This is a genomic window from Paraburkholderia sp. CNPSo 3076, from assembly GCF_026343935.1.
Classification (GTDB): Bacteria; Pseudomonadota; Gammaproteobacteria; order Burkholderiales; family Burkholderiaceae; genus Paraburkholderia; species Paraburkholderia nodosa.
In genome coordinates this window covers 190,118-212,316 of the sequence record NZ_JAPMAL010000001.1, presented here as the reverse complement: position 1 = coordinate 212,316, position 22,199 = coordinate 190,118, and the positions used below count along the sequence as shown (strand labels likewise).

Annotated in this window: 20 protein-coding genes and 1 pseudogene; 7 read left to right on the top strand and 14 right to left on the bottom strand. The window is 59.3% G+C overall.

What is annotated here, in order from left to right:
• Nucleotides 1-182: 182 nt before the first annotated feature.
• Nucleotides 183-368: pseudogene (locus M3A49_RS01025) on the top strand (protein phosphatase CheZ); the annotation flags it as partial.
• A gap of 230 nt (nucleotides 369-598) precedes the next feature.
• Here the strand turns inward: M3A49_RS01025 and M3A49_RS01020 are convergent.
• The 4 genes from M3A49_RS01020 to M3A49_RS01005 all read right to left on the bottom strand — a co-directional run bounded on the left by M3A49_RS01020 (nucleotide 599) and on the right by M3A49_RS01005 (nucleotide 7,533).
• Entirely contained in the window at nucleotides 599-1,729 is a 1,131-nt protein-coding gene (locus M3A49_RS01020; protein ID WP_266227132.1) for a hypothetical protein, read from the bottom strand.
• A 684-nt stretch (nucleotides 1,730-2,413) separates the two neighbouring features.
• Nucleotides 2,414-3,028, bottom strand: a complete 615-nt coding sequence (locus M3A49_RS01015) for a prolyl hydroxylase family protein (RefSeq protein WP_266227131.1) — start codon at nucleotides 3,026-3,028, stop codon at nucleotides 2,414-2,416.
• Between the two features lie 1,799 nt (nucleotides 3,029-4,827).
• Nucleotides 4,828-6,531 carry a hypothetical protein gene (locus M3A49_RS01010; RefSeq protein ID WP_266227130.1) on the bottom strand — a complete coding sequence of 568 codons (1,704 nt, stop codon included), beginning with the start codon at nucleotides 6,529-6,531 and terminating at the stop codon, nucleotides 4,828-4,830.
• A 411-nt stretch (nucleotides 6,532-6,942) separates the two neighbouring features.
• Nucleotides 6,943-7,533, bottom strand: coding sequence for a hypothetical protein (locus tag M3A49_RS01005; protein WP_266227129.1), 591 nt, complete (start codon nucleotides 7,531-7,533; stop codon nucleotides 6,943-6,945).
• A gap of 196 nt (nucleotides 7,534-7,729) precedes the next feature.
• Here M3A49_RS01005 and M3A49_RS01000 point away from each other — a divergent pair, with 196 nt between their 5' ends.
• The gene (locus tag M3A49_RS01000) at nucleotides 7,730-7,978 is read left to right on the top strand and encodes an exonuclease domain-containing protein (RefSeq protein WP_266227128.1); all 249 of its coding nucleotides are present in this window, start codon (nucleotides 7,730-7,732) and stop codon (nucleotides 7,976-7,978) included.
• Nucleotides 7,978-8,139, top strand: coding sequence for a hypothetical protein (locus M3A49_RS00995; protein ID WP_266227127.1), 162 nt, complete (start codon nucleotides 7,978-7,980; stop codon nucleotides 8,137-8,139). Before M3A49_RS01000 ends, M3A49_RS00995 begins: the two co-directional genes overlap by 1 nt.
• 261 nt (nucleotides 8,140-8,400) lie before the next feature.
• Here the strand turns inward: M3A49_RS00995 and M3A49_RS00990 are convergent, their stop codons facing one another.
• From M3A49_RS00990 to M3A49_RS00955, 9 genes are all read right to left on the bottom strand, one after another.
• Nucleotides 8,401-8,781, bottom strand: coding sequence for a hypothetical protein (locus tag M3A49_RS00990; protein WP_266227126.1), 381 nt, complete (start codon nucleotides 8,779-8,781; stop codon nucleotides 8,401-8,403).
• Nucleotides 8,782-8,803: 22 nt separating this feature from the next.
• Nucleotides 8,804-9,283: a hypothetical protein gene (locus tag M3A49_RS00985; RefSeq protein WP_254340866.1), complete on the bottom strand. Its 480-nt coding sequence runs from the start codon at nucleotides 9,281-9,283 to the stop codon at nucleotides 8,804-8,806.
• Nucleotides 9,280-9,609, bottom strand: coding sequence for a hypothetical protein (locus M3A49_RS00980; RefSeq protein ID WP_266227125.1), 330 nt, complete (start codon nucleotides 9,607-9,609; stop codon nucleotides 9,280-9,282). Before M3A49_RS00980 ends, M3A49_RS00985 begins: the two co-directional genes overlap by 4 nt.
• A gap of 247 nt (nucleotides 9,610-9,856) precedes the next feature.
• Nucleotides 9,857-10,192: a hypothetical protein gene (locus tag M3A49_RS00975; RefSeq protein ID WP_266227124.1), complete on the bottom strand. Its 336-nt coding sequence runs from the start codon at nucleotides 10,190-10,192 to the stop codon at nucleotides 9,857-9,859.
• A 234-nt stretch (nucleotides 10,193-10,426) separates the two neighbouring features.
• Nucleotides 10,427-10,627, bottom strand: a complete 201-nt coding sequence (locus M3A49_RS42480; protein WP_323182914.1) for a BPSL0761 family protein — start codon at nucleotides 10,625-10,627, stop codon at nucleotides 10,427-10,429.
• A gap of 35 nt (nucleotides 10,628-10,662) precedes the next feature.
• Complete coding sequence (locus M3A49_RS00970; RefSeq protein WP_266227123.1) at nucleotides 10,663-11,064, bottom strand: hypothetical protein; 402 nt, start codon at nucleotides 11,062-11,064, stop codon at nucleotides 10,663-10,665.
• Nucleotides 11,061-11,219 carry a hypothetical protein gene (locus M3A49_RS00965; RefSeq protein WP_266227122.1) on the bottom strand — a complete coding sequence of 53 codons (159 nt, stop codon included), beginning with the start codon at nucleotides 11,217-11,219 and terminating at the stop codon, nucleotides 11,061-11,063. Before M3A49_RS00965 ends, M3A49_RS00970 begins: the two co-directional genes overlap by 4 nt.
• Nucleotides 11,216-11,905 carry an MbcA/ParS/Xre antitoxin family protein gene (locus M3A49_RS00960; protein ID WP_266227121.1) on the bottom strand — a complete coding sequence of 230 codons (690 nt, stop codon included), beginning with the start codon at nucleotides 11,903-11,905 and terminating at the stop codon, nucleotides 11,216-11,218. Before M3A49_RS00960 ends, M3A49_RS00965 begins: the two co-directional genes overlap by 4 nt.
• A gap of 30 nt (nucleotides 11,906-11,935) precedes the next feature.
• Nucleotides 11,936-12,487 carry a hypothetical protein gene (locus M3A49_RS00955; protein WP_266227120.1) on the bottom strand — a complete coding sequence of 184 codons (552 nt, stop codon included), beginning with the start codon at nucleotides 12,485-12,487 and terminating at the stop codon, nucleotides 11,936-11,938.
• Nucleotides 12,488-12,763: 276 nt separating this feature from the next.
• Between M3A49_RS00955 and M3A49_RS00950 the strand changes: the two genes are divergently transcribed.
• Nucleotides 12,764-13,003 carry a helix-turn-helix domain-containing protein gene (locus tag M3A49_RS00950; RefSeq protein WP_266227119.1) on the top strand — a complete coding sequence of 80 codons (240 nt, stop codon included), beginning with the start codon at nucleotides 12,764-12,766 and terminating at the stop codon, nucleotides 13,001-13,003.
• Between the two features lie 116 nt (nucleotides 13,004-13,119).
• On the opposite strand, the gene M3A49_RS00945 is transcribed toward M3A49_RS00950, so the two are convergent.
• Nucleotides 13,120-14,901 (bottom strand): phage integrase family protein, encoded by a 1,782-nt coding sequence (locus M3A49_RS00945; RefSeq protein WP_266227118.1) that lies wholly within the window; start codon nucleotides 14,899-14,901, stop codon nucleotides 13,120-13,122.
• Nucleotides 14,902-16,549: 1,648 nt separating this feature from the next.
• On the opposite strand from M3A49_RS00945, the gene M3A49_RS00940 reads away from it, so the two are divergent.
• The 3 genes from M3A49_RS00940 to M3A49_RS00930 all read left to right on the top strand — a co-directional run bounded on the left by M3A49_RS00940 (nucleotide 16,550) and on the right by M3A49_RS00930 (nucleotide 22,196).
• On the top strand, nucleotides 16,550-17,170 hold the full coding sequence (locus M3A49_RS00940; protein WP_266227117.1) for a hypothetical protein: 621 nt from the start codon (nucleotides 16,550-16,552) through the stop codon (nucleotides 17,168-17,170).
• A gap of 1,745 nt (nucleotides 17,171-18,915) precedes the next feature.
• On the top strand, nucleotides 18,916-19,746 hold the full coding sequence (locus M3A49_RS00935) for a heteromeric transposase endonuclease subunit TnsA (protein WP_266227116.1): 831 nt from the start codon (nucleotides 18,916-18,918) through the stop codon (nucleotides 19,744-19,746).
• Nucleotides 19,747-19,772: 26 nt separating this feature from the next.
• Complete coding sequence (locus tag M3A49_RS00930) at nucleotides 19,773-22,196, top strand: integrase (protein ID WP_266227115.1); 2,424 nt, start codon at nucleotides 19,773-19,775, stop codon at nucleotides 22,194-22,196.
• The last annotated feature ends 3 nt before the right edge of the window (nucleotides 22,197-22,199 follow it).

The following is a 22,199-nucleotide window of genomic DNA, read 5'->3' as shown; positions in this document are numbered from 1 at the left end:
ATCCGCCCGCCGGCTACGGCGAGGTCGCTCCGGAGCGGTCCAACAGCTATTGATAAAACCGGTAATCGATAGCCGGCGCCAAGGGTTCACCGATAGCCGCATCTTCCCAGAAGGCAACCTTCGGGTCAGTTCTCTTTCGGAACGCCGGTGTGACCGATGACGCGACGAACAGAGTTTTGGGGAACATCGCACCAGAGCGGCGCGAGCAGTTTGCCGGGCAGGCCGCGGCGCTCGCCAATGAGCCGTCCGCGAGCGGCAGCCCCGAAGGCCTGCTCAACGGTCCGCAAATCAACCCGGAAGGCAAGGCGGACGTGGTGCAGGACCAGTCACAGGTCGAGGATCTCCTGGCGCCGCTTGGGTTCGACTGAGCAAGATGCCCCAACCATGGCTACGAGGTTGGGGGCTACTCATCGCCCGAACGCGGGAAACTCGTCTCGCATCCCTTCGGGGGCGCTTTGCTCGTGCACTCCGCAAGGCGCTGGAAGATTGACTATTGCGCTCGTGCATCGGTGTCGATTTCCGCCGACAGCCTCATTCAGCAGCCTTCCGAATCAACCGGGCATCTTCCGGGGCAGGGACAGTGCTCCCGAAAACTGCTTCATTTTTTATTGGCTGTTTCCGACGTTGGAGCGGAACCAGACGCTGGCGCGGGAGCAGACGCCTGAACCGGAGCAGACACCTGAGCAGCAACAGAGGCCGGAACGGGAACAGCAAAATCGGGAACCGCCAGACGGAACGGGAACAAAAGGCGCGGAAGGGGAACACGAACCGCCGGAACGGGAGCAACGGGGTAGGGGCACGCACGCGGTTCGCCGTTGTCATCGAGCGGCGGCGGCTTGAAGTAGTCGCTCGTCGAATAAGCGGCAAGCCCGACTACCACAGCGGCCCAGATGGCAAGCGCCAGCTGCGCTCCATATTTGAAGGTCTCCAGACTATCCGCGTTTCGATGAGGGGGGAAGAAAAAAAACCAGTGCCACCACCAGAATATTGGAGGCACCACCCCCCATAAGATTGCAGCGACGATCACCGAATCGGGCCGATCGCACGGAGGGGCGGACAACGCCACCCACACTGTGATCGCAAGCAAAAACAATGAGGCGAGCCCGCCAGACCAAAACCAAAACTGCCCCTGGCGCCACCACGCGTCTGGCGCCCGAGACCAGAACTTTCCGTGAAGCGGCGGATAAACATTGAAGCGAGTAAAGTCGAGGGCCGGCGGGATCGCCTGACCAAGTGCTAGGTTGGCCGCTAGCTCCAATTGTTCGACCGGGGCTTTAATATCCCTAAGCCGCTGTTTAAACTCCTCTACCCGGAGCAACTTTTCAAGTGCATCGTCTGCAGCCGCCAATTGAGGAACAACGGCCTGAAGGTCCCCAACCTTATCCTGAAAGACCTGGGGCGCTCCGGGAGGTTGAGTAGCGTTCGCCGCCAAGTCGCCGATATCGGTTGTAATCGCCGTAACCTTGTTTCGAAATCTGGTTACCGGATCGCGTGGCGCCCCAACACCTGCAGGGACTGGGGCCTCCAATTCACCAACAATGGCTCCAAGTTCTCTCACCTTGTTTGTCAAGCCGTCTACTGGCGCGGCTAACGGGTGCTGCGCCGCGGTAGCTGGTGGGGCGGGCACCACCTGATGAAGTGCCGCGGCCGCGGCCTCCAATCGATCGAAAACAGCTCGAATGTCTCTGACTTGGCTTTGAAAGTCGGCTACCAGCGGGGTGGCGGGCATGTTTTTGTTCCTTTCGACCCTGGTCGCAATCAGTGTAGGCGACGTACCCACGCGTTTTTCCCTGTCTGTACGGTGCCCCACCCTTCGTCCGTCAAAAAGCTGCGGCTTGATCCGCCGCGCATCTACGCGCTTAAATCGAACCCCCACAAACCCTGACCTTTGGACGGGCTTTTCCTACCTAGCACGACCCCACTCAAACAACACGGCTGCGCTCATGTGCGGGCGCAGCCGTGTTTCACCTTCCGGACGCGGTGCTTACCACGCCCACTGCACGCCAGCCTGACCGCCGTAGTCGTGGGTGCGGTTACCCTCCTCCACGGTGAACTTGCCGTAGACCGTGGTTCCCTTCGACACCGACCACAGTGTACCGACACTGGCGCGCAACGCATCGCGGTCGGCTGGCGTGGCGAAGACTTCTCAGCTGTTGCCAGGGCTCGTCTGCAGCGCTGCGCTCACCGACTTGCTGGTGTCATTGAGCCGGTGATGCCACGCGATGTCGGCATCGAGGTGAACCGGATGGCCTGAACGCACCCGCGAAGAGGGCGATCTGATTGATGCGGTCGGCGGAACTCGACCCGACTCGGTCGTTTTCGGCTTTGGCCTCCCAAGGGCGAAATGTAGACGGGAAGCGGACGTACAGACCATACAGCCGCCATCATCGACCGCTCACAAATCCGTAGCCTGCTATCGCTCGCGAAACCACAGCGTGGCCAGCCACTTCTCACCAGCAAGCACGGGCTGCCCACAGTGAAGAGAGCCAGGGTGCGGTGTAACTCTATCGTCTAGGCAATTGTCAAATATTAGAACCGAACCAGCGCGCGGAAATACAGTCAACGCGAGCTTTGGAAAGGCAGTCTCTCCGCCAGAAAATCCATCATTTAGATAGAGCAATGCCGAAAGCATGCGCTGACCGCGGGTCAGCGTGCAGCGCTGTCCGCGTGTAGTCTTCAAATCGTAGCTGTCGAAATGGGCGCGGTATTCACCGCCTTCTCGATATCTGACGACGTGCAGTTTTTCAGCACGCTGCGCACTTATGCCTGCGATGCTTGATACGACTCCAACAACGCGGCGCGTTGCACCATTCAGGTCGTGTGTCAACCATGTTGATTCAGCGTACCGCGCTCGATCTACCAGACCACCCGCTTCGCCGCTCAACAAGGCTGGAGTTAATCCTGGCAGCGCCGCCGAGATGATGGCGAAAGCAGTGTCGACCGTTATTGCGTTGTGGTGTAAGACAACGCGAGGGCTATCGGATAGAACCTCCATCCGAACGCTAGCGTCGGTATCAATCGCACTCATATTCGTCACCCGGATGAGTATGCGCTGGAATACTCAGCGGGAATGCGACCTAGTGTGCGCCGCATACCCGCTACACCAAGCTATTTGGGTTGAGGAATCTCCGATGTTCCGCCACCTGCCCACGCGAAATTTAGAGATACTTTCCACAACTTGATTGTACGCGTTCCATCAGGGTTAATTTGGATTCCTATCTGCCCAGAAAAATAGACCCCATTTGGCGCGCTCGGAACCTGGTTCTTCGGCACATTTCCGAGGTAGTAGCCGGGGACTGTTGCCGGGGCAGTGTCCAATAAGGCGGAAAACTCCTCTCCGTCGCCGGGGTCTGGTTCGGGCGCTGGTTCGGGTGCAGGTTCGGGTGCAGGTTCGGGCGCTGGTTCGGGTGCAGGTTCGGGTGCAGGTTCGGGTGCAGGTTCCGGCGCCGGCTCGGGCTCAGGCTCAGGCTCAGGCTCGGGCTCAGGCTCAGGCTCAGGCTCAGGCTCAGGCTCAGGCTCAGGCTCAGGCTCAGGCTCAGGCTCAGGCTCAGGCTCAGGCTCAGGCTCAGGCTGCGGGAACGGGTTAAGATCCGGCGGCGGGTACGGCCCTGGAGTTGGATCTGGCGGGAAACCAACAATTGGCGGTAGTGGCGGCGGAACGGGGTCGGTCTGCCGAGGCCCAATGGTGAACGTGATAGTCGGGTTAGAAACCGAAGGGGTCCCATCCCGCGCTATCCCCAGTGTGAACCCTCCCTGTATCGAAACGTCTGGCAGGCCAGGTATAGGGATTGAAGGCAGAGTGACCTTGCCTGAGCCAGCAGATGGTACATGTGCCATATTGCTCACCTGTTATTCTGTCATTAAGTAGGAGCGAGGACTCGATGCCGAATAAACTTAAGCGCCAGCCCATTTTCGGCAATCCGATACCATTGAAGCGGAAATCGAGAAAATAAAAATCGGAATGAACTTTCATTTAAACACGTCAGCTTGTCTCCTCGTCGATTGTCAAAGTTGATTATTTGTTATTGCTATGATTAGCAACGTATGCATAATACCCTCCGAAACTTTAAAAAACTCTCTGAATTTACAAAAGAGGAATAATTGCTGCTCGGCAGGAGTGTTAGCCCATTAAATGTGCTTGCAAACGAATAACCCTACGTAACCTTCGGTTCGATACTTCCTCGAGTGCAGCGCAAGTCCGAAACTGAGGACCATCAAAATGTGCACCAAAATTCTGACAAATTTCTTACTTAATGTGCGCTAGGTCACAATGCGGAGAATAATATGCAATATACATATAGGACTCCAGCGCAATGCGGCGGATTCACGGAGCGAATCAATCATGTGAATTTCAAGGCGCTCGCCAAATTGAGAGTCGCTTTGTGGCCCGACCACGGCCCGACGTAGACCGGCGGCCGTGGTCGCCCATAGATCGGCCGCGTCGGACAGCAGTCGACCCCCACATCGGCCGTCCATTCTGCGCTACTGATCGGCAGGTTCCGGAATACAGCAGTCACCCGGTTAAAGCGGTGTCAAGCGGGCGACCGCGCCGGAAGAGACAGTTCAATGTCGACCGCAAAGATACAACGGCCATCAGGCTATCTGTCGCGCTGGCGCGTATTCGGTCTTTGCGCGTAGCCCTGAGACCCGCAAACTACCGCTTCGAGTAGGCGATTTCTATTTTTCGATACATTGCGCTTGGTGCGCTAAGGCAAAAATGCGCGGCACTGACCGTGCTTGAATTTGTCGCGTAATCCCGTGCGCGTCCTTTGTCGAAAAGGTGCGACGTCATTTCGGGCGGTCTTCCCTGTTCTGCGCGTGGAGCCATCAATACGGCCATTCGGCTCGCTGACCATCCGGGTTGACGATGATGAAGAATCGCTTATGCATTGAGTCTGTTGCAGACACAGAAACACTGGGAGGTGTTGGTGATGACTTGGGAGGAGCCGACGGCGGCGCATAGCTCTCAACTGTCGCATTTTCTGGCGGATTCGACATCGTTACGGTCAGTTTCTTGAACAGAGTCGGGTCCGTGTCCGGGCTCGCCGGATCAGCCTTTGCAACCGCACCAAGTAGCGGCTTTTCTTCAAAGCCAGTGGCTGATGCCAACTTCAAAGCAAAGGTGGCATTTTGTGCGAGACCACTACCGACGAGTGTCCAAGTAATCGTATTCGCGACCGTATCCACTGTTTTCTGCACATTGGCGAGAATGGGGCCGGCCTTACGCACCAGCTTTCCGCCGACATAACCCGCCGCGCTTATCCCCGCCAGTTGCAAGAACCCATTGGGGAGTGTTGGAAGATTCTGGATGCTCGCGGGGTCCAGCGCCACGGTGTACACCAGGAAACCCACAGCGCCTACCAGTGTCCACAGGAAAAACTGGAAACGCTCCGGTGCGATGATGCCGCCAACCGACCAGAGGTCACTTATCGATGGCGAAAAGGGCCCGGCCGATTTTCCACCCCTAATGGCAGAGACTCCGCCGACGGCGACACTCGTCCCAACCGAAACAACGAGAACACCAGGCAACCCGTCCGGGATGTCGGAGAACGTCACCATCCCCTGAACGAAGCTCCGGGCGACGCTCAAATAAACCCATCCAAACAGCGCGACAAACGTCCAGATAACAAGCTGTACTCTCGATAGACTGTACGTGTTTGAGTCGAAGTCAATGAAGATGGTTTTCCATCGCGGAATTCGCGCGGAAGGTGTCTCCACGACCCCCTCCGGTATGGTCACTTTCCTGCGATTCAGCAAAAAGAGCAAAAGCACTACCCCTGCCAAGACACCGCCTGCCGAAACACGCGGCATGTAGGGTGCGCATCCCGACAATAGCAGAGGAACCTGATTCGAGATCTGGTTCGCAACCACGACGTCCAGTGTCGCAGGGCCTTCAACAGTTCGGGGCATTCCCGTCACGGTAATCGCGGTGTCATTGCCCTGAACGATTAGATTCCCGTCACAGACGGCGCCGGCCGGCGGGGCGGGCGTGCATGGAACCAGTGGGACGCCATTGATTCGAATGGTGTTGACTTCGTTGTTTTTTGGACTTGCAAATGCACTACCGAAAATTGTTAGCTGGTCGTACAACGGGTTGAAGGTGTTGCGCGGATAAAGCGTCTTTGTAGACAGTGAAGCAATAGCGGGAGGCGCTCGTTTGACGTTGAGCTGAATGGAGCTATAGCGGTAGACGTTTAACCCTTTGTCGAGTTGGATACGGACGCGATACCACCCAGGTGAGACGAACGCTGGCACGTGAAACTTGATTCCATTGCTCGTTGATTCGTCATCTGCCAAAACATAAGGCTGGCTACATGATACGTCGCTCTCGCGACATAGCTCGACGCTCGATACGATAGGGAGAATTTCCCCCGCAATTGAAACCTGAGCACCCCCCACAATTTCCGCAGGGACGAGCGTCCCCAAGTGAACGTTATCGAAGCGGGAGATGTCGGAGCCCGCGTCTGCGGCGAACGCCGCCGCTGGAGACAAGAACATCAGAAGCGCCGCGACCGAAGTTAGCGTTCCCATGATGCCCTCCAATTCCAGAATCTCCAGAGGGTACACCTCGACTATTGGTCGTCTGCGTGCTGGCACACAGACAACGAGAATCTTCAGACTGACGAGTTGCCTAGCCTTCCTGGAAGGCTTGTGGGACAGTACCGTCCTGGGATCTTGCCGTCAGTTTTACGGGTACGGCAGATAGGCGCGAATGATGCCAATTCCCGCGCTTCAGCGAGGGGTGCCGGTCTCGGCGACAGCGTGACGTTCTTGCTGAAGGCTAGAGGGTCGCCGGTCACCATAGACGGGCGCCTGTTGAAAAAGTCCGTGCGCTTCTGGGCCAAGCTCGATGACGTGAACCGCATCGAAGTCTGGGAAGCGACGTCCTAAATTGCTGAGAACCCGGGCGACACAAGTGCCCCCGGGCGAAGGCTAGTCTGATTAGAAATGCGGCCAGTCGATGTGGACCGGAGGAAGCGCAGGAAGCGGCAGGACCGGGATGATACCCGTGATCGTCTTGATTACCTGATTCACAACGTCCGTTGTAGCGTGGACTGGATCAGTTATTGCCTTGAACAGGTCGCTTCCCGGCGCAATTCCGAGTGCATTGAGAACGCTGCCGCGCACCTGGTTGATGACGCTGTTGTCGCCGCCGAGCGGGTGGCCGCTCAGGATTTCGGCGACGTCGATGTGCGTCATGTATTGCGGCAACAGGTCGGAGATTCCGCCGGTGATGACGGAGACCGTGAAGTCCATGCCCTGCTGTAGGAATGCCACCTTGTCCGCTGAGTCTTGGCATTCGTCGGCCTTCGTGTTTACCTCGTTCAGCTTCTGAGTTTTGAGATCTCCAAGTGCCTTGAGGTATGCGACGAGATCAACGAATTGGTCGTGCGCAGCGTCGTAATACTTCGTTGGATCGAGTCCCTTGTCCTGCATGTGTTTGACGATTACACCTGCGTCCTGCATTAGTGGATCGACGGCCTTGTCTACAGCGTCCGTCATTTGCTTACGTGCGTCGTCACAGACTGACATCCTCGTTCTCCTTTCTTGTGGGACTTCGGGTGTTACAGGAAGACTGCACGCGCGCGCGGGTGTGGCGGCAAGTGTAGGCATGCAGTATGGCTAGCGCAAGGCGTTACGTGCGCTGGCCCACATAGATGACGTCTGCAAACTCCAGAACTCGCTACCTACACTAAGTAGCAGGTTATTCAATTTCAGGGGGAAAATAGTGCCAAATTTGATTGCAGGAACCGACATCGAGACCACTGGCCTCGAATGGAAAGAGGGGTACCGCATCATCGAAGTCGCCGCCGTCATCTACGACCTGGACACCGAGCGTCGTCTGGGCCAATACGTGCATCGCATCGATCCGCAGCGTCCGATCGATCCTGGTGCGCAGAAGGTGCACGGGCTCACGTTCAAGCAACTGGCGGCCGAGCCGGTCTGGGGGAACAGGTCGCCGCGAACTTCGCGATAGTGCTGAGCAAGTGCCAATACCAAGCGGGCCACAACGGCAAGGACTTCGACTTCGCGTTCATTACGCACGAGATCCAGCGCGCGTGCATCGCGGTGCCGCAGTTCAACGTCATCGACACGATGCACGATGTGCCTTTGACTTTCGTGCAGGGTTCCGCTTAGCCACACCTACGCCACACCGGGTAACAGGGCTGGCCATCGACCTCTACCGTGAACAGTCGATTGGCGCGGGTGGCCGCGCTGACAGCCTGTAGCTATCTGCAGCGCGGCGCGAAATTGCGTCGGATCCAACAGTTGTCCGTCAGAAACCAGGCGGCGGCGGGGCTACCAGAGCCTGCTCGGCTAGCGCCGTTTTCGAGCGCGGTAGTTCGACTGCCACAGGCAAACTCCCCATGCGCGAGCCGTCCCGATTTCGGGCATCTATCACGATATATCACGGGGTTTGATAGAAGTCGGCTGCGGAGACAACAATTCTCGCGTGCGCTTCATTGTCCAGGCGACTTCTGCGGCGGAAAACTCCCATCTGCCACCTGTAACCTTGCGCAGCACGCTCTTCTCGACACGCCCCAGCGCGTCGTCCAACAACCAACCGAGCTCGGAGATTTTTTGCGCGGTGTATACCGCGAGCTGACGCGCAAGGTCTTCACACGCTTCATATCGCGTCGACAGTTCACACTCAGTGAGACCCGCGACATACCGGCCGTCTTTCTCGCGCCGCGCTAGGACCTTCGGCTGATAACCGGATACGGTTCCCAGCCACAGCTCTCTCGGAAAATCATCAGGAACCGCACGGTTGTCGCTCATCGTCTGCTCCCAGATTCGACGTTCACGTTCGCCTGGACCTCCCTGTCGTCATCACGCGCGCTACAGAGGGATTCGCCTGTCCAAGTTGCTCCATCTCCACCCGGTACCCATATACGTGATGGAGCCCCAATGCAATGGCACATGACCGTGAGTAGCCCCCCTCGCAGTGCACAACAATCGATACGATTTCCTCAGGCATGTCATTGACGAAGGACCAAATCGCCTGCGCTTGCTCCGCTGTGAACGCATCGCCGAGCTTTTCCGCAGCTCTTCTGGACAGGCTCGGGTTGAGGAAGTCAACGTCCGCAAAGCTCAGGCGCAGCACATGCTCGAAGCCATCGAGATCTGCAGGAGGCCGCTCAGGTGCAGTAATAGAGATGACTGCGATCGAGGGCAGCCGCGGCAGTTTCTCTGCATCAGCTCGAGACAGCGCAAACACCTGACGTGTGCCGGCCGCCGGCTTGTAGAGCTTGCCAACCACGTCCTGTAATCGCTGCGTCAAGGCTCCTCCGGCCCACCCTCGTCGTCGGTCTTCTGCGACTGCCGCCGCAGGCGCCCGATGCCCGACTCGATATCGGACCGAGACCATTTGTTGTCCCGTTTCCAGTCCGACTGCACGAGTCCGAGCTGACGGGCCGTCGCTGCCGGCAGGCGCAGCAGGACGGTGCCAGCACGCGACCACGGGCCGTCAATCATCGTGACATCGGCCTTAACACCGTCGAGCTCGAGGTAGATAACGTCGTCGGCCTCGAGCAACTCTTCGTACAAGTGCCAGCTGGGCAGCTCGCCTTCCTTGTCCTTGAACCGCAATGTGACTTTCGTGCTCATGGGCTACACCCTGGGTCGTAAACGAGCTTCGCTAGTTCGCTAGAGCGTCTTGAATGTCGTAAACGCGCTTCGCTAGCATCAGATTTGTCGTTTTCCAGCTTTTCTATACTCGCTTGCGCTTATCGGCGCGTCCGCAGCCAAAGCGCCGCAACGGTAAGGCCAACGCCAGTAGCGACAACAATGGCAAGTGCGTAGATCAGTCCGGTTTCAAGCGCCATTATTCCAGTCTCCGTTTTCCTGTTCGGGCCTAGCCGTGCACGGGACCCACCACGTGATCTTTCGCGGCGTCGACTACGGCCGCGGCGTTCGTGGCCGGTACCTCGCGCGGGCGCCGGCCACGAAGCAGGCTGTTGGCCGACTCGAACCAGGAGGCGATGCGAAACGGCTTGTGGCCCTCGAAGACTTTCAGGACCTCCGCGACTTCAGCGATCGGGTTGCCGAGTTCGTCGAAGATGTACCGGGGGTAGAGGTTCTGGCCGGCGCGCTCGATCGCAAACACGCGGCCCTCTGTCTGCCAGCTCTGCACGAGCGGCGGTGACGTCAACCAGTGCGTGCCATTGAGCACCGCTTCGACTGCTTTCACCTCCTCGGCGCCCAGTTCGGGACTAATTGTCTGCTCCTTTGTTGGCGTCCATCGGAAGAAATCTAACCCCGAGCCCGGCGAGCGCGGTTTGCTGTCGCTGCGGGCGACGGACCACGAGCACTAGTTCGGCAGCAACTCAAAAGACGAAGCGCGCCGAATCCTGAATCTCTCTTTGGCCGAGCCGATGCATGCCGAGGCGTGCCTCGCGCCGGCGTGTTTGGTAGGAGCGGCTCATTACCCAGGAAGCGAAGCCCACACGCTGGGAAGCGCCGTTGAAGAAATCTCCAGGTCAAAATCGAGTGGGTAGTGCCGCAAAAGTCGTATCGCCTCCTCTTGCACCTTCTGATGGTTGACCGGGGCGTCACCGGAAGCGAGCTTCTCTAGGAACTCGCGAGTTTGGACTACCGTCCGAGTTCGTTCGTATGGCGTGGTCATTTCCAAACGGGCCTTAGGTGAGGTAGCCGCAGGCCTCAGTCGTTTTCGTGCTGGGGACAGCGCGTCTGTATCCAGCCGTTTCGAATCACTTTGCCGCGATTGCCGCACACCTCACAGAGGCGCTTGCTCATCGTTTCCGCAAGTCCGATCATGGCCGCCTGTTCGCCATCTGGTCCATTCGCGTAAAAGCGAAGTCCGCCGAATTTCTCTTTCACTTGACTGGCGACAATCTGTGGCGCGCCGTTCTTCGTTGCGTGCTGCAGGTTCAAACAGAGGACGTCTATCAGGTCATACCATCCGTCGCCGCACTCGAAACCCCGCATCGCAAATGGCGAAGGCACAGGAGGCACGTCGGAATCGTCGGGATCGACAGTCGGTTCGACGGTAAAGATCAGGGGGTAGTCGGAGCGCAATTTGGCATCCAGTTCAGGCTTCATTGTTTTTTTCCGTTGTTGGCACATTCGTACAAGCCGACGGAGGCGAGCGTCTCGTCGGCTTCTTTGAGCGCGGTGTCGAACTTCCGGCGTTCCAATCTCGGGAGCGTGACGCGCGCGCCCGCCACGAAGCAGTCTTGACTACGATCGCTATTCATGTCGGGATCCCATGTAGGATTCGCCCCAACATAGCTTCAACTTGTTCGGCGCCGGCGGCGTTAGTCACCATAGCTTCATAGGGCGTCCTGCCGTCGAGCTCAGGATGCGGGTAGCGCATCCAGGCGTCTGCGTCGGTGGCGTCATCCCAGACATACATTGCGAGGCGGAGGATCCGCCACGCGAGGCTCGGTTTCTCACGCGACGCTTTCGTGCCATTCACAGACACAACGTTGACTGACGACCTCACGCAGCCAGCTGGATCCGTGATCGACTTGGTGTCCTGCAACTGCTCGTTCGCTTCGAGGGGCAGCCCATTCCTCTCGACGAACTCGTCGGTAGCTTTGAAAAACGCACGAAGGAGATCGAAGTGGGGAGCATCGGCGACGGATTTGCGCGATGACGTGGCTTCGGCCAACACCAAGCCGCGCAAATCGTGTGGACCGTCGCCCCGGTCCCGGCGCGTAACCCGGAACCACTCGCCCAGGATGGCTTTCACGCAGTGCTGACAGAGATCGAGATCGAACTCGACGCGGTGACCATAGACTGAAGCACAGCCGCCGCGCCACGTGAGCGACATCCTTTCCTGCCATTCGCCGTCGCTGGCATCCGGCCTCATCAGCCGCCCGCACCCGTCGCAGATGCAGGCAGCTGTCTCGAGGACAGCGTTCTGACGGTATTCGAGCATGCGCTACTCCTCCGGGTGACCAGACACGTCTTATGCAGGCTCCAACGCCTGCTCCAAGGGGGCCTCTGGCACAAGGCAGTCATCGCAATACACACGACGCCAGTAGGATTCGCGAAACTTGCCGGACCTGCCGCAGCTTTCGCAGATATAGCGAGAACTCGCTACTGCATTGTCTACGTAAGTGCGAATACGTTCCGCAACATCCGCCGGGCACATGGACCCATACTGAAACTCCACTTTGAGTTCACCATCGACTTGCGAGATGTCTGTGCAGTAGGGAAGGACTGGGAAGGTCGCGCGGCCGGTTGCGAGTGCATATTCCAAGGCTGCGATCTGGTCCGGACGGTGGAATTGTTCGCGCCACAATGCACGCAGCTCGGATTCGACGTCACGCGCTAGCGCTTCAATAGTCGGATACCAGCCGACCCCACACAGAATTCCAAAGTGCGAAATGTTCGTCGGGTATGACCAGGGATAAAGGGCTGCGCGGAAGAAGAGCGGGTAATTCAGCATCCATACGCGGGGTTGCGGGTGTTTAGCCATCTTGGTCATCCGGCGCACGGCTGCCAAATCTTCGATCAACCGTGTGCGATGCTGAGCTCGAGGAGCAGTCACCAATAAATCTCCGTCATCAAACCTCCGCGCAGTCGCGCGGGTCTCTCGCAGTGAGCGATAGTGAAAATGAAGTCTGTTACCGACGCATGCGTTGTCTGGGGTTCAGCTCTGACGTCAGCGTGGCATATCAATGGGCAGTTACCGCTGGGGCAAGTCCTTTCATCTAGCACCGCTTGCAAATAGTCTATTTTGGACTATTCCAAAACAGGATGCAACCTTGCGGCTCTTCTCCTTGAGCCGCAAATGGAAAAATCTATCTACTCCCACCGGTACGGGTTGTTCGCTCAGCTGCTTCGCGCAGCCCGAGAAGAGGCTGGATTTACACAAGAAGAAGTCGCTACTCGCCTTGAGACAACACAGACCTTCATCAGCAAATGCGAGCGCGGGGAACGCCGGCTGGACGTTGTCGAACTCTGTAGCTGGTGTGAGGCTCTGGGCATTCCAGCTGGGGAGTTCGTGGCCGAACTTGAGAAGAAGCTGTAACCGAGCGATTGCGGTCGTCGAGAGCGTGGGGCATCACCCTCGATGAGGTCTCACGATCCGTAGACTATTGTCGCGACGCTGTTCAATGAAACGGAGAGGGTTGCGCCGGGCGTGGATTACGAGCGCGCCCCTGTCCGTCCGAAAACGGCGCCGACCTGTTGTGCGCGCCGCGCATCGTCGACGTGAAGATAGGTCGACGTGGTCGAAACCGACGCGTGCCGCAGATTGTCGCGCACGGCAACAAGCGGCACGCCACCAGCCAGCGCATGGGAGGCGTGCGTATGACGCAGCCAGTGCGGGCTGGCCTGTTGCAGGCGTGCCGCAAATTCGGGGTTCTTATCGAGAAACACCCCGGCGGCGAGCCCGAAAAAGACATCCAGCAGCTGGCGCAGTCGCACACTCGTAATTGCGTCCCTGCCGTGAACGGTCAGACCCAGCGACGCCACGACCGGCGCGGATGGCTCCCATCGGCGGCGCGTCACCGGGAGTCCACGCTGCCGGAGGTACCGCTCGAGTGCTTCGCGCGCAAGCGGCGGGAGTGCCACCGTACCGGCTCGCGCGCCCTTGCCGGTGACGCGTAGCCACCATTTTCCCCTGGCATCGATGTGCACGTCGCCCAGCGTCGCACCGACCAGTTCATGGGCCCGCAGCCCCGTCGCGTACAGAAAATCCAGCAGGAAGCGCAGCCGCTGCGCCGCAGGCGCTCGCCAGCCGTGAGAGCCCTCGAGCCGGTTCGCAAGGTTACGCACCGCCCGCCATTCACTGCGGGTAAGTGCGCGCGCCGTATCGAAGGGCGCGGTGCGCTGTCCGCCACGCACCGTCAGCCCGGCGAACGGATTGCCGAGCACGTAGCGCTGCTCGACCAGCCAGCGGAACAGGGCGTTGAGCACGGCGAGCGCATATCCGGCCGAGCGGGGCGACAGGCTGCGTGCGAACGGGCGCCATTCGACGGAGTCGCGTGGCCGCGGCGGACCCGTCCAGCGCGTCCGCGGCGCGGGATGACGCAGGAACGCGCGGTAGGCGACGGCATCCTCGGTGGAGAGCGACGAGAGCGGTTGCTGCCGCTCGACGATGGCCCACAGCATCAGCCGCTCGGCCTCTCGGCGATACGCGCGCGCGGTGTGCGGTGCCTCGTGCAGCGCCAGCCACGCCTGCACGCCCTCGTAGTCGTTGCGGGCATTGAGCAGGCAGGCGCGGCGCGGGGCCCGGAAGCGCCCGTGTGAACCGTCGAGGTCCGGTGCCGGTTGCAGGTGCTCCCAGGGCGCAATGCCGTCCTCCCGTGATGGCTGAAGCCGTTCGACGAGGGCCCACGCCTGGCCGGTCAGTGCGGGGTGCGCCGCGAACAGCGCCTCGACCTGATGCGCACCGGTGCGCCCGAGCCCGGGAATGCTGCGCCACCACAGGCGCCGCCGCGGGACGCGCAGCGTCAGTTCGGCGAGCGTCCTCATGCGGACGGTGCACAACACCTGCGCGATACGCGGTGGCAGCCATGCGCCGACGCCGTCGGTCAGCCGCGGTTGCGGCACAGCGGTGCGTCGCAGGATGTCAATCGCGTGGGCAACGGCTGCCGCGTGGCGGCCGCGGCGGCCGGCGGGCAGGGTGAAGAGCGGGATCAGGTCGTCGCGCTGGCGGGCGTGGGCGCACGCCGCGAGCTGCCGGCGGATGCGGGTGATCACGCCGCGCGACGACTGGCGGTCGGCCCGCGGGTCATCGAGGTAGCGGGTGACGGCCGCGCGCGCCGTGAGCCCCTCGTGCCAGGCGCGCAGTGCGGCGAGCGAGGCGAGCTCTGGGAGGTCGGGGAGGTCGGGCAATGCCGCGGGCGGGGCAGCGGGCGTTCCGGCGGAAAGTCCGTTCCCCGGCCCGGTGACCGGTTGGACGCGGACAGGGACGGTTCTCATGCAACCAGTTTAGGCCGCTGCGGCGCCACTGGCGATAAGGTCATTTATCGCAATTGGTCGCCGGTGAATGTCACTTCAGACAGGGGGCACGGGTGCCCGACTGCGCTCTGGCAGGGTTATGCAGTTGATCACATGGCATGCGAAAGCGGTGAGGACCTGGTTGCCGATGCTGTTGCTGTCGTTCGAAGACGACGGCGGGCTGCCGGATTGCAGCGCTCTTCCGGGGGGGCGGTCTTCGCCGGACGCATAAAAAAAGCATCGCGGCGCAAGATTATTTTTCCGTGGTGCAGCAAGGGTGATTGCATCGCCTTGCGGGACGGTGGCATTCACGTCCTATAAAAGTCGTACAACTACACATTGCCCCAAGCATGAAAATGACATGCGACTTCATGGTTGACCATGAAATGGCGCAATGCGCAAGATGTCATGCCGCGCAGACGGTCATCGAAGTGCAGCATCGAGGTGGAACATCCGGTGAGCCTGGTGAGGCATTGGTGTCATGTGAAATGCCAGTCCTGCAATTTTCATAAGTTGTGCTAACTGATCGGAGACGGCCGCCCGGCCTGGCTCGACGGAAATTCCGACATTGTTTGTCATATCATGTGCCGACAAAAACAGTTTCACATGAAATGAGCTGCATTTAAGCATCTACGTTCGGCGTTCGTCCCTCGTCCTTGTAGCGGCTGGTTAGCTTCATTGACGAAGTAAAGAAGTCGCGCCAGTAACGTGAAATTTCAACTATGGACCGTCGGTGATCTGGAGCGAACAGGGCCGCGGACGTGAGGTCCCTCTCACGGGACGCTGTCTCCGGAGCGCACGCAGCATTCGTGAGGCTTGAATTTCACAAAGGGCTGCCTAGACTCGGATCCGCGGAGGACGCGGGCTCATCCGCCCGGAAATGCCCATGACGCGACTGGCGGACTGTTGATGTGGGCCAGACGTGTGGCAGATCCGGACCTTACCAACGCTGAGGGATGGGAGGCGTCGCCGCCGCAGAAATCGGGCCGCGCAGCGCTTTGGCCCGAAGTCCGACGCGCGGTCTGCGTGAGACTCTGGAAGTTCGTCTCAGAGGGCCGAAATGCCATATCGTGCAGTTCAACAGCGGAGGCACCTGGCCATGAAACAAGGGCCGTAAAGAAAAGCGGACAGCAAAAAACGGAACGGGCACCCGGTTTGCCGACCGGGTGCCCGCTCTTCCCGGCCTGATAGCCAGAGTGGACAACTGACAACGTCATACTCTGCCCAATCCGGCCTCGTGTCAAGAGCCTGAACAGCGGAGGCAGGAATGGACTCGTCCATGCATTCCCGGCGGTGGGGAAGACCAGCGCAAACTCGACCCATCGTCGGAGACAACCGAGCCGACATCAGACCGGAAAGGGTGGCAGCCCGGATCCCCGTGCAGCGGCAGGCAACGCGGCCGGAGACGGCGCGGGAAGATCTATCGGCGTTTTATTCACGAATGCGGGTTTATGCGCAACATAGGCTGGAGGCCAGGATGGCGGCCTGGGGCGGTCCGATTCCGGGGCCGGCTGAAACCTCGAGCCTTCAGGGGCACCGGACCATCCGATTCCTGGACGGACCGGACTCAGACATGCGCAGGGACGCCTTGTGGGCGCGCCTCAGACAGCTAGCTGCTTACGATAAGCAAGTGCTGATGGTTCAGCGCAAACCAGGCGAACTTCGCGTCCAACTATTCGAGCGAGTCGCCGGTCTGGTAGCAGCGCTGCGCACGGTTTTCCCGGAGCGACCGGTCCTTGTCGGCATCGACGGAGTCGACCAGCACGTGACTTCATCCACTGGCGACGCGATTGAGTTGCACGGGTTAGCCAACCTGTGCGCCGGAATTGTTTGCGCCGTCGACGGGAGATACGGTGACGAGCGGCTGCTGAGGTTTAACCTGCGCTTGCTGGGCGTCACGGTGCTTCGCGAGCCACTCTTTCCGGAGAGCCGTGCGGGAGGCACTGCCGCACATTGGACGTCCTATTTCCCTACGGCTGCGAAGTCTCGGGCAAGAGTACGGCGCCCAGCCAGTCACGTCTTTGATTTCCTTTATGTCGACCAGGGAAAGGAATTTAGCGGCAAGACACACTCGCTCATTCGCCGGTTCGTGGTTGAGGTCTGGTATGCGCCAGCCTTTCGTCCTGACCTTCGAAGCGTAATCGAACGACACTTTGGTACCGTTCCCGGATTCTGGAACTCGCTCGACGCTAACGCCGGTGTGCAGGGCAGTGCGGGCTGCGTACGCCGTCGAAGTCCCAAAAGCCGGTAATCAATTCAAGCGACGCAATGTGACCGGGCGGCCGGCCCGAAGCGGTCCTGCCTCAGCGAACGGGCGGAGCCTTTCGCTTCAGCCGGATGCGAGAGAGCCGAATCCGCAGATGCCGATCGGAAAGGGCTTGGCGTGACTCGCATTCTGCTGGATCGGACGAGCCGGTAGTCAAGCAGGGCAATCACAGATATGGCGGGTAGTAAATAAGGATTCCGGATTGAATTATGTAATGTGATCTCTGCAGCGATGGCGTTCCGTCGAACCGCTGAGGAACTGTGACGCATGAAGCACGCGGATCAGCGGTAGCGTTCCGCCCGCCGGCCCGGTAGCACGAAAGGAGGAAGCGGGCTAAAGACTGTCTCATGGCGAATCCGTTGCTCCGGACGGCAATGTCAGTCATTACGCGAATCGCGGAAAGGATTCGGTGCGGCCAGAAAATCAGCACAAAGAAAAAGCGGATGCCCCGTGGACACACGGGACCTCCCGTTTTTGTCGGCTCGAACGGCGCCGCCGGTTCTGCTTCCGGGCGGAACTCGGGGTCTGCGCCGACGAGGCCATTTGTCGACCATTCTCCGAAGGAGAAAGGCAATGCTTTCGTCTAATACTTGTGGGCAACTACGCAGTCAGACCGGCCTCGGCAGGCGGGATGCGGTGCGACCGCTGGAAGCGCCGCCCGGATATGAATCCTGGCCGCTTGAACTGCCGTCTGAAATCGCGCAGCAGGTTGAAACTGCCGGGAGCAACGTACGGGGTGTCGCGCCGGACGCTGAATGTTTCGCTGACAGCCCGGCCGAGGTTCTCCTGTTGAATGGCCCCCGGTCCCGAAATCGTCAGGCTGAGCTGATCAGCATCGCGTGCCGGGAAGCAGGGCGCGTATGGCTTGATGAGGGGGCGTACCCGCGACCGTGCGTGCTACAAAGCAGCCTGTCAGACAGTCTTGACGGTGCGTTGCAAAGGATCGTGAAGAGAGTCCCAGACCGTGACGCGAGGGTCATCGGACTGGATGCACCCGATCAGGATTGTCAGAACCTGGTCTCGGCGGCGGTCCTGATTGCGAACATCGTCGCTTGCGGAGGCTACGTCATCTGCGCGGTTGATCCCAGGCGGGAGCGGGCCGGGATCTTCAAGTTAGCCTTGACGAGTTGCGGACTCAGGCTGAAGCAGCTCACCCTGGATAGTCGGCTGAGCGAATACACGGCCAACACAGGTCAGAGACTACGAAGGTACGCAAATCTTCAGACAAGGTATGCAGGACTCCTTTGAGTAATCAGCCTGTCAGCGGAGTTTTGCGTCGGAATTTTCGCATGCTCCTGGATTGTCTGGAGCCGCAAAAGCGCAGCATCGCTTCAAAGCACATTGGTCGGGAAGTGCCCGCTCCCGCCCTGGACGTCAAGTCGTCCGGCATTTCCCGCCTCAAGAACGTGACATATGCGGAAGCACGCGAGGTTCGCGGCGAACGGGTGGGCGGCACGAGTGTGCAAGGTCCTCATGCTGCACGCAGAGCCGATGGCGAGGCGGCACAGCGGGTCGCATGTGCCGCTGCATACCGTAACGAATATGCCATCGCGCGACTGCTGAGAGAGTGTCGCCTGCGCTAACCGTCGTGGTCTCACCAGACTGCTGGCCAGGCGTCGAATAGCCGCTGCTTCGCTGCGCCAGCGGTCCATTGTGGGCTGGCTGTATGTCCAATTTGCGCCGGATGTGCCGTGGCACGCCTTCCCGCGCAGTCCATTCTGGAGGCTGACATGAAGAAGCGAACCCGGGACATGAAAAAGGCAACGCGTGCGCGCAAGCTGAAAGAGCAGGCGGAGGCCCGCAGCAAAGGACTTCACTACCGGTGGCTGCACACGCGAGAGATGCCCGGATCCGGGACCAGGACAAGACTGGCTTGCGAGAAGGCGGCGCTTGATGAGCTTCACTTGATGTCCGAAGCGGAGCACGCGGAATTCCTGGAAGGGTGGTACCGGTCTGACGTGAAGCTGATCCTCGAACGGGTTGCCCTTGACCGAGACAAAACGCGACGCGCGGCGGCATCAATCGGTGTTCACCACCCGACCTATCGGGACCTTGATGAGGCAGCGGTTCTCAGCACAGACCTGGTCTACTTCACGGAGCGAGGAACGACTCATAACCGGGAGGCGAGGTCGGTCAGGTCGAGGCGCAGTGGCCCCAAAGGCAAACTGACGCCCTCGCAGCGGATTGAGCAGAAAACCTGGGAAAACGAAGGAGTTCCATACTCGGTAGTCCGGGCTGATGGCATGCACGCACCTCGTTCAAAGAATCTGGCCTGGATTTTTCGGGCGCACAACGACACGGTCGGGCGCAAGCTGTCTGGCGCCGAGATAACGGCGCAGCGCGAGATGCTTCGCCTCGTCCGACGACAGAAAGAGCTGCGGGTCGTCGACGCCGGCAGACTCGCTGACCTGACGCTTGGTCTTCCCTCTGGATCGGGCGTGCGCGCCTTCCGGCAACTCGCGGGTGCCAGGCGGTTGGCCTTTGACCTTGACGTTCGGGATCCGCTCGACCTACGCCTGGAGGAGATCTGGTGGCCACGCTGTAACGAGGAACGTTCCTAATACGCCAACCCTTAGCGGAGGCTCGAATGTCGATGCAATCGAATTGCCCACGCGAAGTCGCCGTTTGCGAGGTCCTAAAAGAGCGCAATGGTGAGCGCATCTACATCGTATTGAAAACAGGGAAGAACTCGAGGTGGACCCATCTGATAGACATCGAGCATAAAGCAAAGTCAGCGGCCTGTCGCAGGGCATTGCCGTTCAAGCTCAAGACGGATGAGTTGCTTCGCCGACTGTCGACTAATGTCGAGCCTGAGCTCGCACTCGAAAAACTGCCAAAGCTTCCGGGCAATGTATCTGAGCGAAGACGCGTCCTGCCTTTCTCGTTGTACCGGAGGTCTGAAAAATATCGCGAGATCGCGGAGGACCCGACCAAGTCAAGCGGATGGCAGATTATTGCGGGACTGTTGACCTTTGACCTACCGCCCCGAGCTGACGGAAAGTTGGCTGAGCCGTCGTTTCTTGGCGATGAGTTTGAGGAGCTGCTTCATAAGGAAACCCGCAGGAAGAGAATTTTGAGGTATTGCGCAGTCTCCCGAATATCGGAAGACACTGTTTATGGGACGCTTCGCCGTTTTTGCCAGCAGGGAATGACCCCCGCAGCGGCCTCCGATGACTACGACCGATGTGGTGGCAAAGGCAAAACACGTAACTGGAAAAATACGCCAGGTAGGAATCCTCACCGAAGGACGCGAAAGGCATCAGCTCGGAACGAGGACGTGCAGCAATTGTTGGCGCAGGCTGCTGATTACTATGCATCGTTTGCGTACTCGAAGGGACGGAGGTCACAGAAGACCCTGGAGCAGGCGTTGAACTGGCTACGGCGAACGTATCTACGGGACAGGGCTGTCTACAATGACAGGGGGGAAATGGTCGAACTGAAGTTCGGCGATAGTATCGTCCTGACGAAGCGGCAACTGCAATACTATATCCAGCAAAACTACTCCTATGAAGAACGGCGCATACATCGCGTTGGCCTTCGACGTTATCTACTTCACGAGCGCCCACTGACCGGTCGGCTCCGGACGTCGATGGGGCCGGGCGAGCGCTTTCACATTGACGCGACCATCGCCGACATTTACCTCGTGAGTCAAGTCTTGCGGACCAAGGTCATCGGCAGGCCCACGCTGTATCTTGTCGTCGACGACTATTCGGCAATGGTGGTTGGGTTCTATGTGACGTTCGATTCCCCGAATTGGGATGGGGCGATGTTAGCGCTCGCCAACGCGATCAGTCCAAAGGTCGCATTTTGCCGGTCGCTCGATATCTGCATCGACGAGAGACGGTGGCCCGCTGCTCGCTTGTGCGAAGTTCTGTATGCGGACCAGGGGGAGGTAAGCAGCGTACACAAGGCACACGCTCTCATCCAGCATTTCCGGGTTGAAGTGGCGAATGCGCCGGCTTTTCGACCTGACCTCCGCAGCGTAATGGAGCGGCGATTTGGCATCATCCCTGCAATCTGGAACGCACTTGTCCCTGGAATTGTGGAGAAAGGGTCGTTCGACCGTGGTGTTGGCCATCCCGCATATGATGCGGCGCTTGATATTAAGGAATTCCGTCGGGTCGTCTGCTACGCGGTGCTCAACTACAACCAACGCATCATCCGTGGCTATCCCACCCCTCCAGACATGGTGGAACGTGGACTTGCTCCGACGCCTTTGAACCTGTGGGCGTATGGCACTGAGATCAATGGTGGCGGAAGACATGTCGACGTGGCTGAGTTTCGTGCAAGAGTGATGCCGAAAGTGACGGTCCCAATCGATGGCGACGGAATATTCCACAACGGACTGCACTATGCCTGTCCTACGCCTTCGCTCCTCGAGCGTCAGGCCATGTTCCGAGGACAGAAGGTCGAGTCACTCGTCGAAATTGGTTACGACTCTTCTGACAACAGTGCCATCCAGCTATATGGCTTGGGCGAGCCGATCTCCTGCCCGTTGTCTGATCGCGAGAACGAGAAGCTGCGCGGACTGACGTACCAGGAGCAGGCTCTATGGGCCGATATCGACGCGACGAATCGCGGCATGGCGGAAGAAGCGGGCGAGCCTGACCGTGCGATGACAGACCATAACATCGCAAAGATCGGCCAAGAGGCGGCATCAAAGACTTCACGGGCCTTGAAGGAGGCGGGTATGACCCGACCGGACATCAGCGATATGGATGAAATGCGCCAAATGGAGCGGTCTGTCGGGGCGGGGACGCGAGACCTGGATGGCCCGCAGAAAACGCGGAAACGCAGGAAAACTGGGGCGTCGTTCAAGAAATTTATGAAGACCTTGCAAGCAAAGGGTAGCACGAATGCGGCGCCACAGAACCGGTATGACGTGGAAGGAGATGCTTATAGAGAGTCGGTAAATCAGGGCAGTGTGCCGTCAGGCGATGCTGGCCAAATGACCACGAAAGAGCTTCGTGAAAAGCGTGCCCGCCAGTGGCTTGTGCAAACGGACGAATAGGAG

Excerpts from the sequence above, each read along its gene's own strand:
- M3A49_RS01020 (WP_266227132.1), bottom strand. The coding sequence starts at position 1,729 with ATGCCCGCCACCCCGCTGGTAGCCGACTTTCAAAGCCAAGTCAGAGAC.
- M3A49_RS01015 (WP_266227131.1), bottom strand. The coding sequence starts at position 3,028 with ATGAGTGCGATTGATACCGACGCTAGCGTTCGGATGGAGGTTCTATCC.
- M3A49_RS01010 (WP_266227130.1), bottom strand. The coding sequence starts at position 6,531 with ATGGGAACGCTAACTTCGGTCGCGGCGCTTCTGATGTTCTTGTCTCCA.
- M3A49_RS01005 (WP_266227129.1), bottom strand. The coding sequence starts at position 7,533 with ATGTCAGTCTGTGACGACGCACGTAAGCAAATGACGGACGCTGTAGAC.
- M3A49_RS00990 (WP_266227126.1), bottom strand. The coding sequence starts at position 8,781 with ATGAGCGACAACCGTGCGGTTCCTGATGATTTTCCGAGAGAGCTGTGG.
- M3A49_RS00980 (WP_266227125.1), bottom strand. The coding sequence starts at position 9,609 with ATGAGCACGAAAGTCACATTGCGGTTCAAGGACAAGGAAGGCGAGCTG.
- M3A49_RS42480 (WP_323182914.1), bottom strand. The coding sequence starts at position 10,627 with ATGACCACGCCATACGAACGAACTCGGACGGTAGTCCAAACTCGCGAG.
- M3A49_RS00970 (WP_266227123.1), bottom strand. The coding sequence starts at position 11,064 with ATGAAGCCTGAACTGGATGCCAAATTGCGCTCCGACTACCCCCTGATC.
- M3A49_RS00965 (WP_266227122.1), bottom strand. The coding sequence starts at position 11,219 with ATGAATAGCGATCGTAGTCAAGACTGCTTCGTGGCGGGCGCGCGCGTC.
- M3A49_RS00960 (WP_266227121.1), bottom strand. The coding sequence starts at position 11,905 with ATGCTCGAATACCGTCAGAACGCTGTCCTCGAGACAGCTGCCTGCATC.
- M3A49_RS00950 (WP_266227119.1), top strand. The coding sequence starts at position 12,764 with ATGGAAAAATCTATCTACTCCCACCGGTACGGGTTGTTCGCTCAGCTG.
- M3A49_RS00945 (WP_266227118.1), bottom strand. The coding sequence starts at position 14,901 with ATGAGAACCGTCCCTGTCCGCGTCCAACCGGTCACCGGGCCGGGGAAC.
- M3A49_RS00935 (WP_266227116.1), top strand. The coding sequence starts at position 18,916 with ATGAAGAAGCGAACCCGGGACATGAAAAAGGCAACGCGTGCGCGCAAG.
- M3A49_RS00930 (WP_266227115.1), top strand. The coding sequence starts at position 19,773 with ATGTCGATGCAATCGAATTGCCCACGCGAAGTCGCCGTTTGCGAGGTC.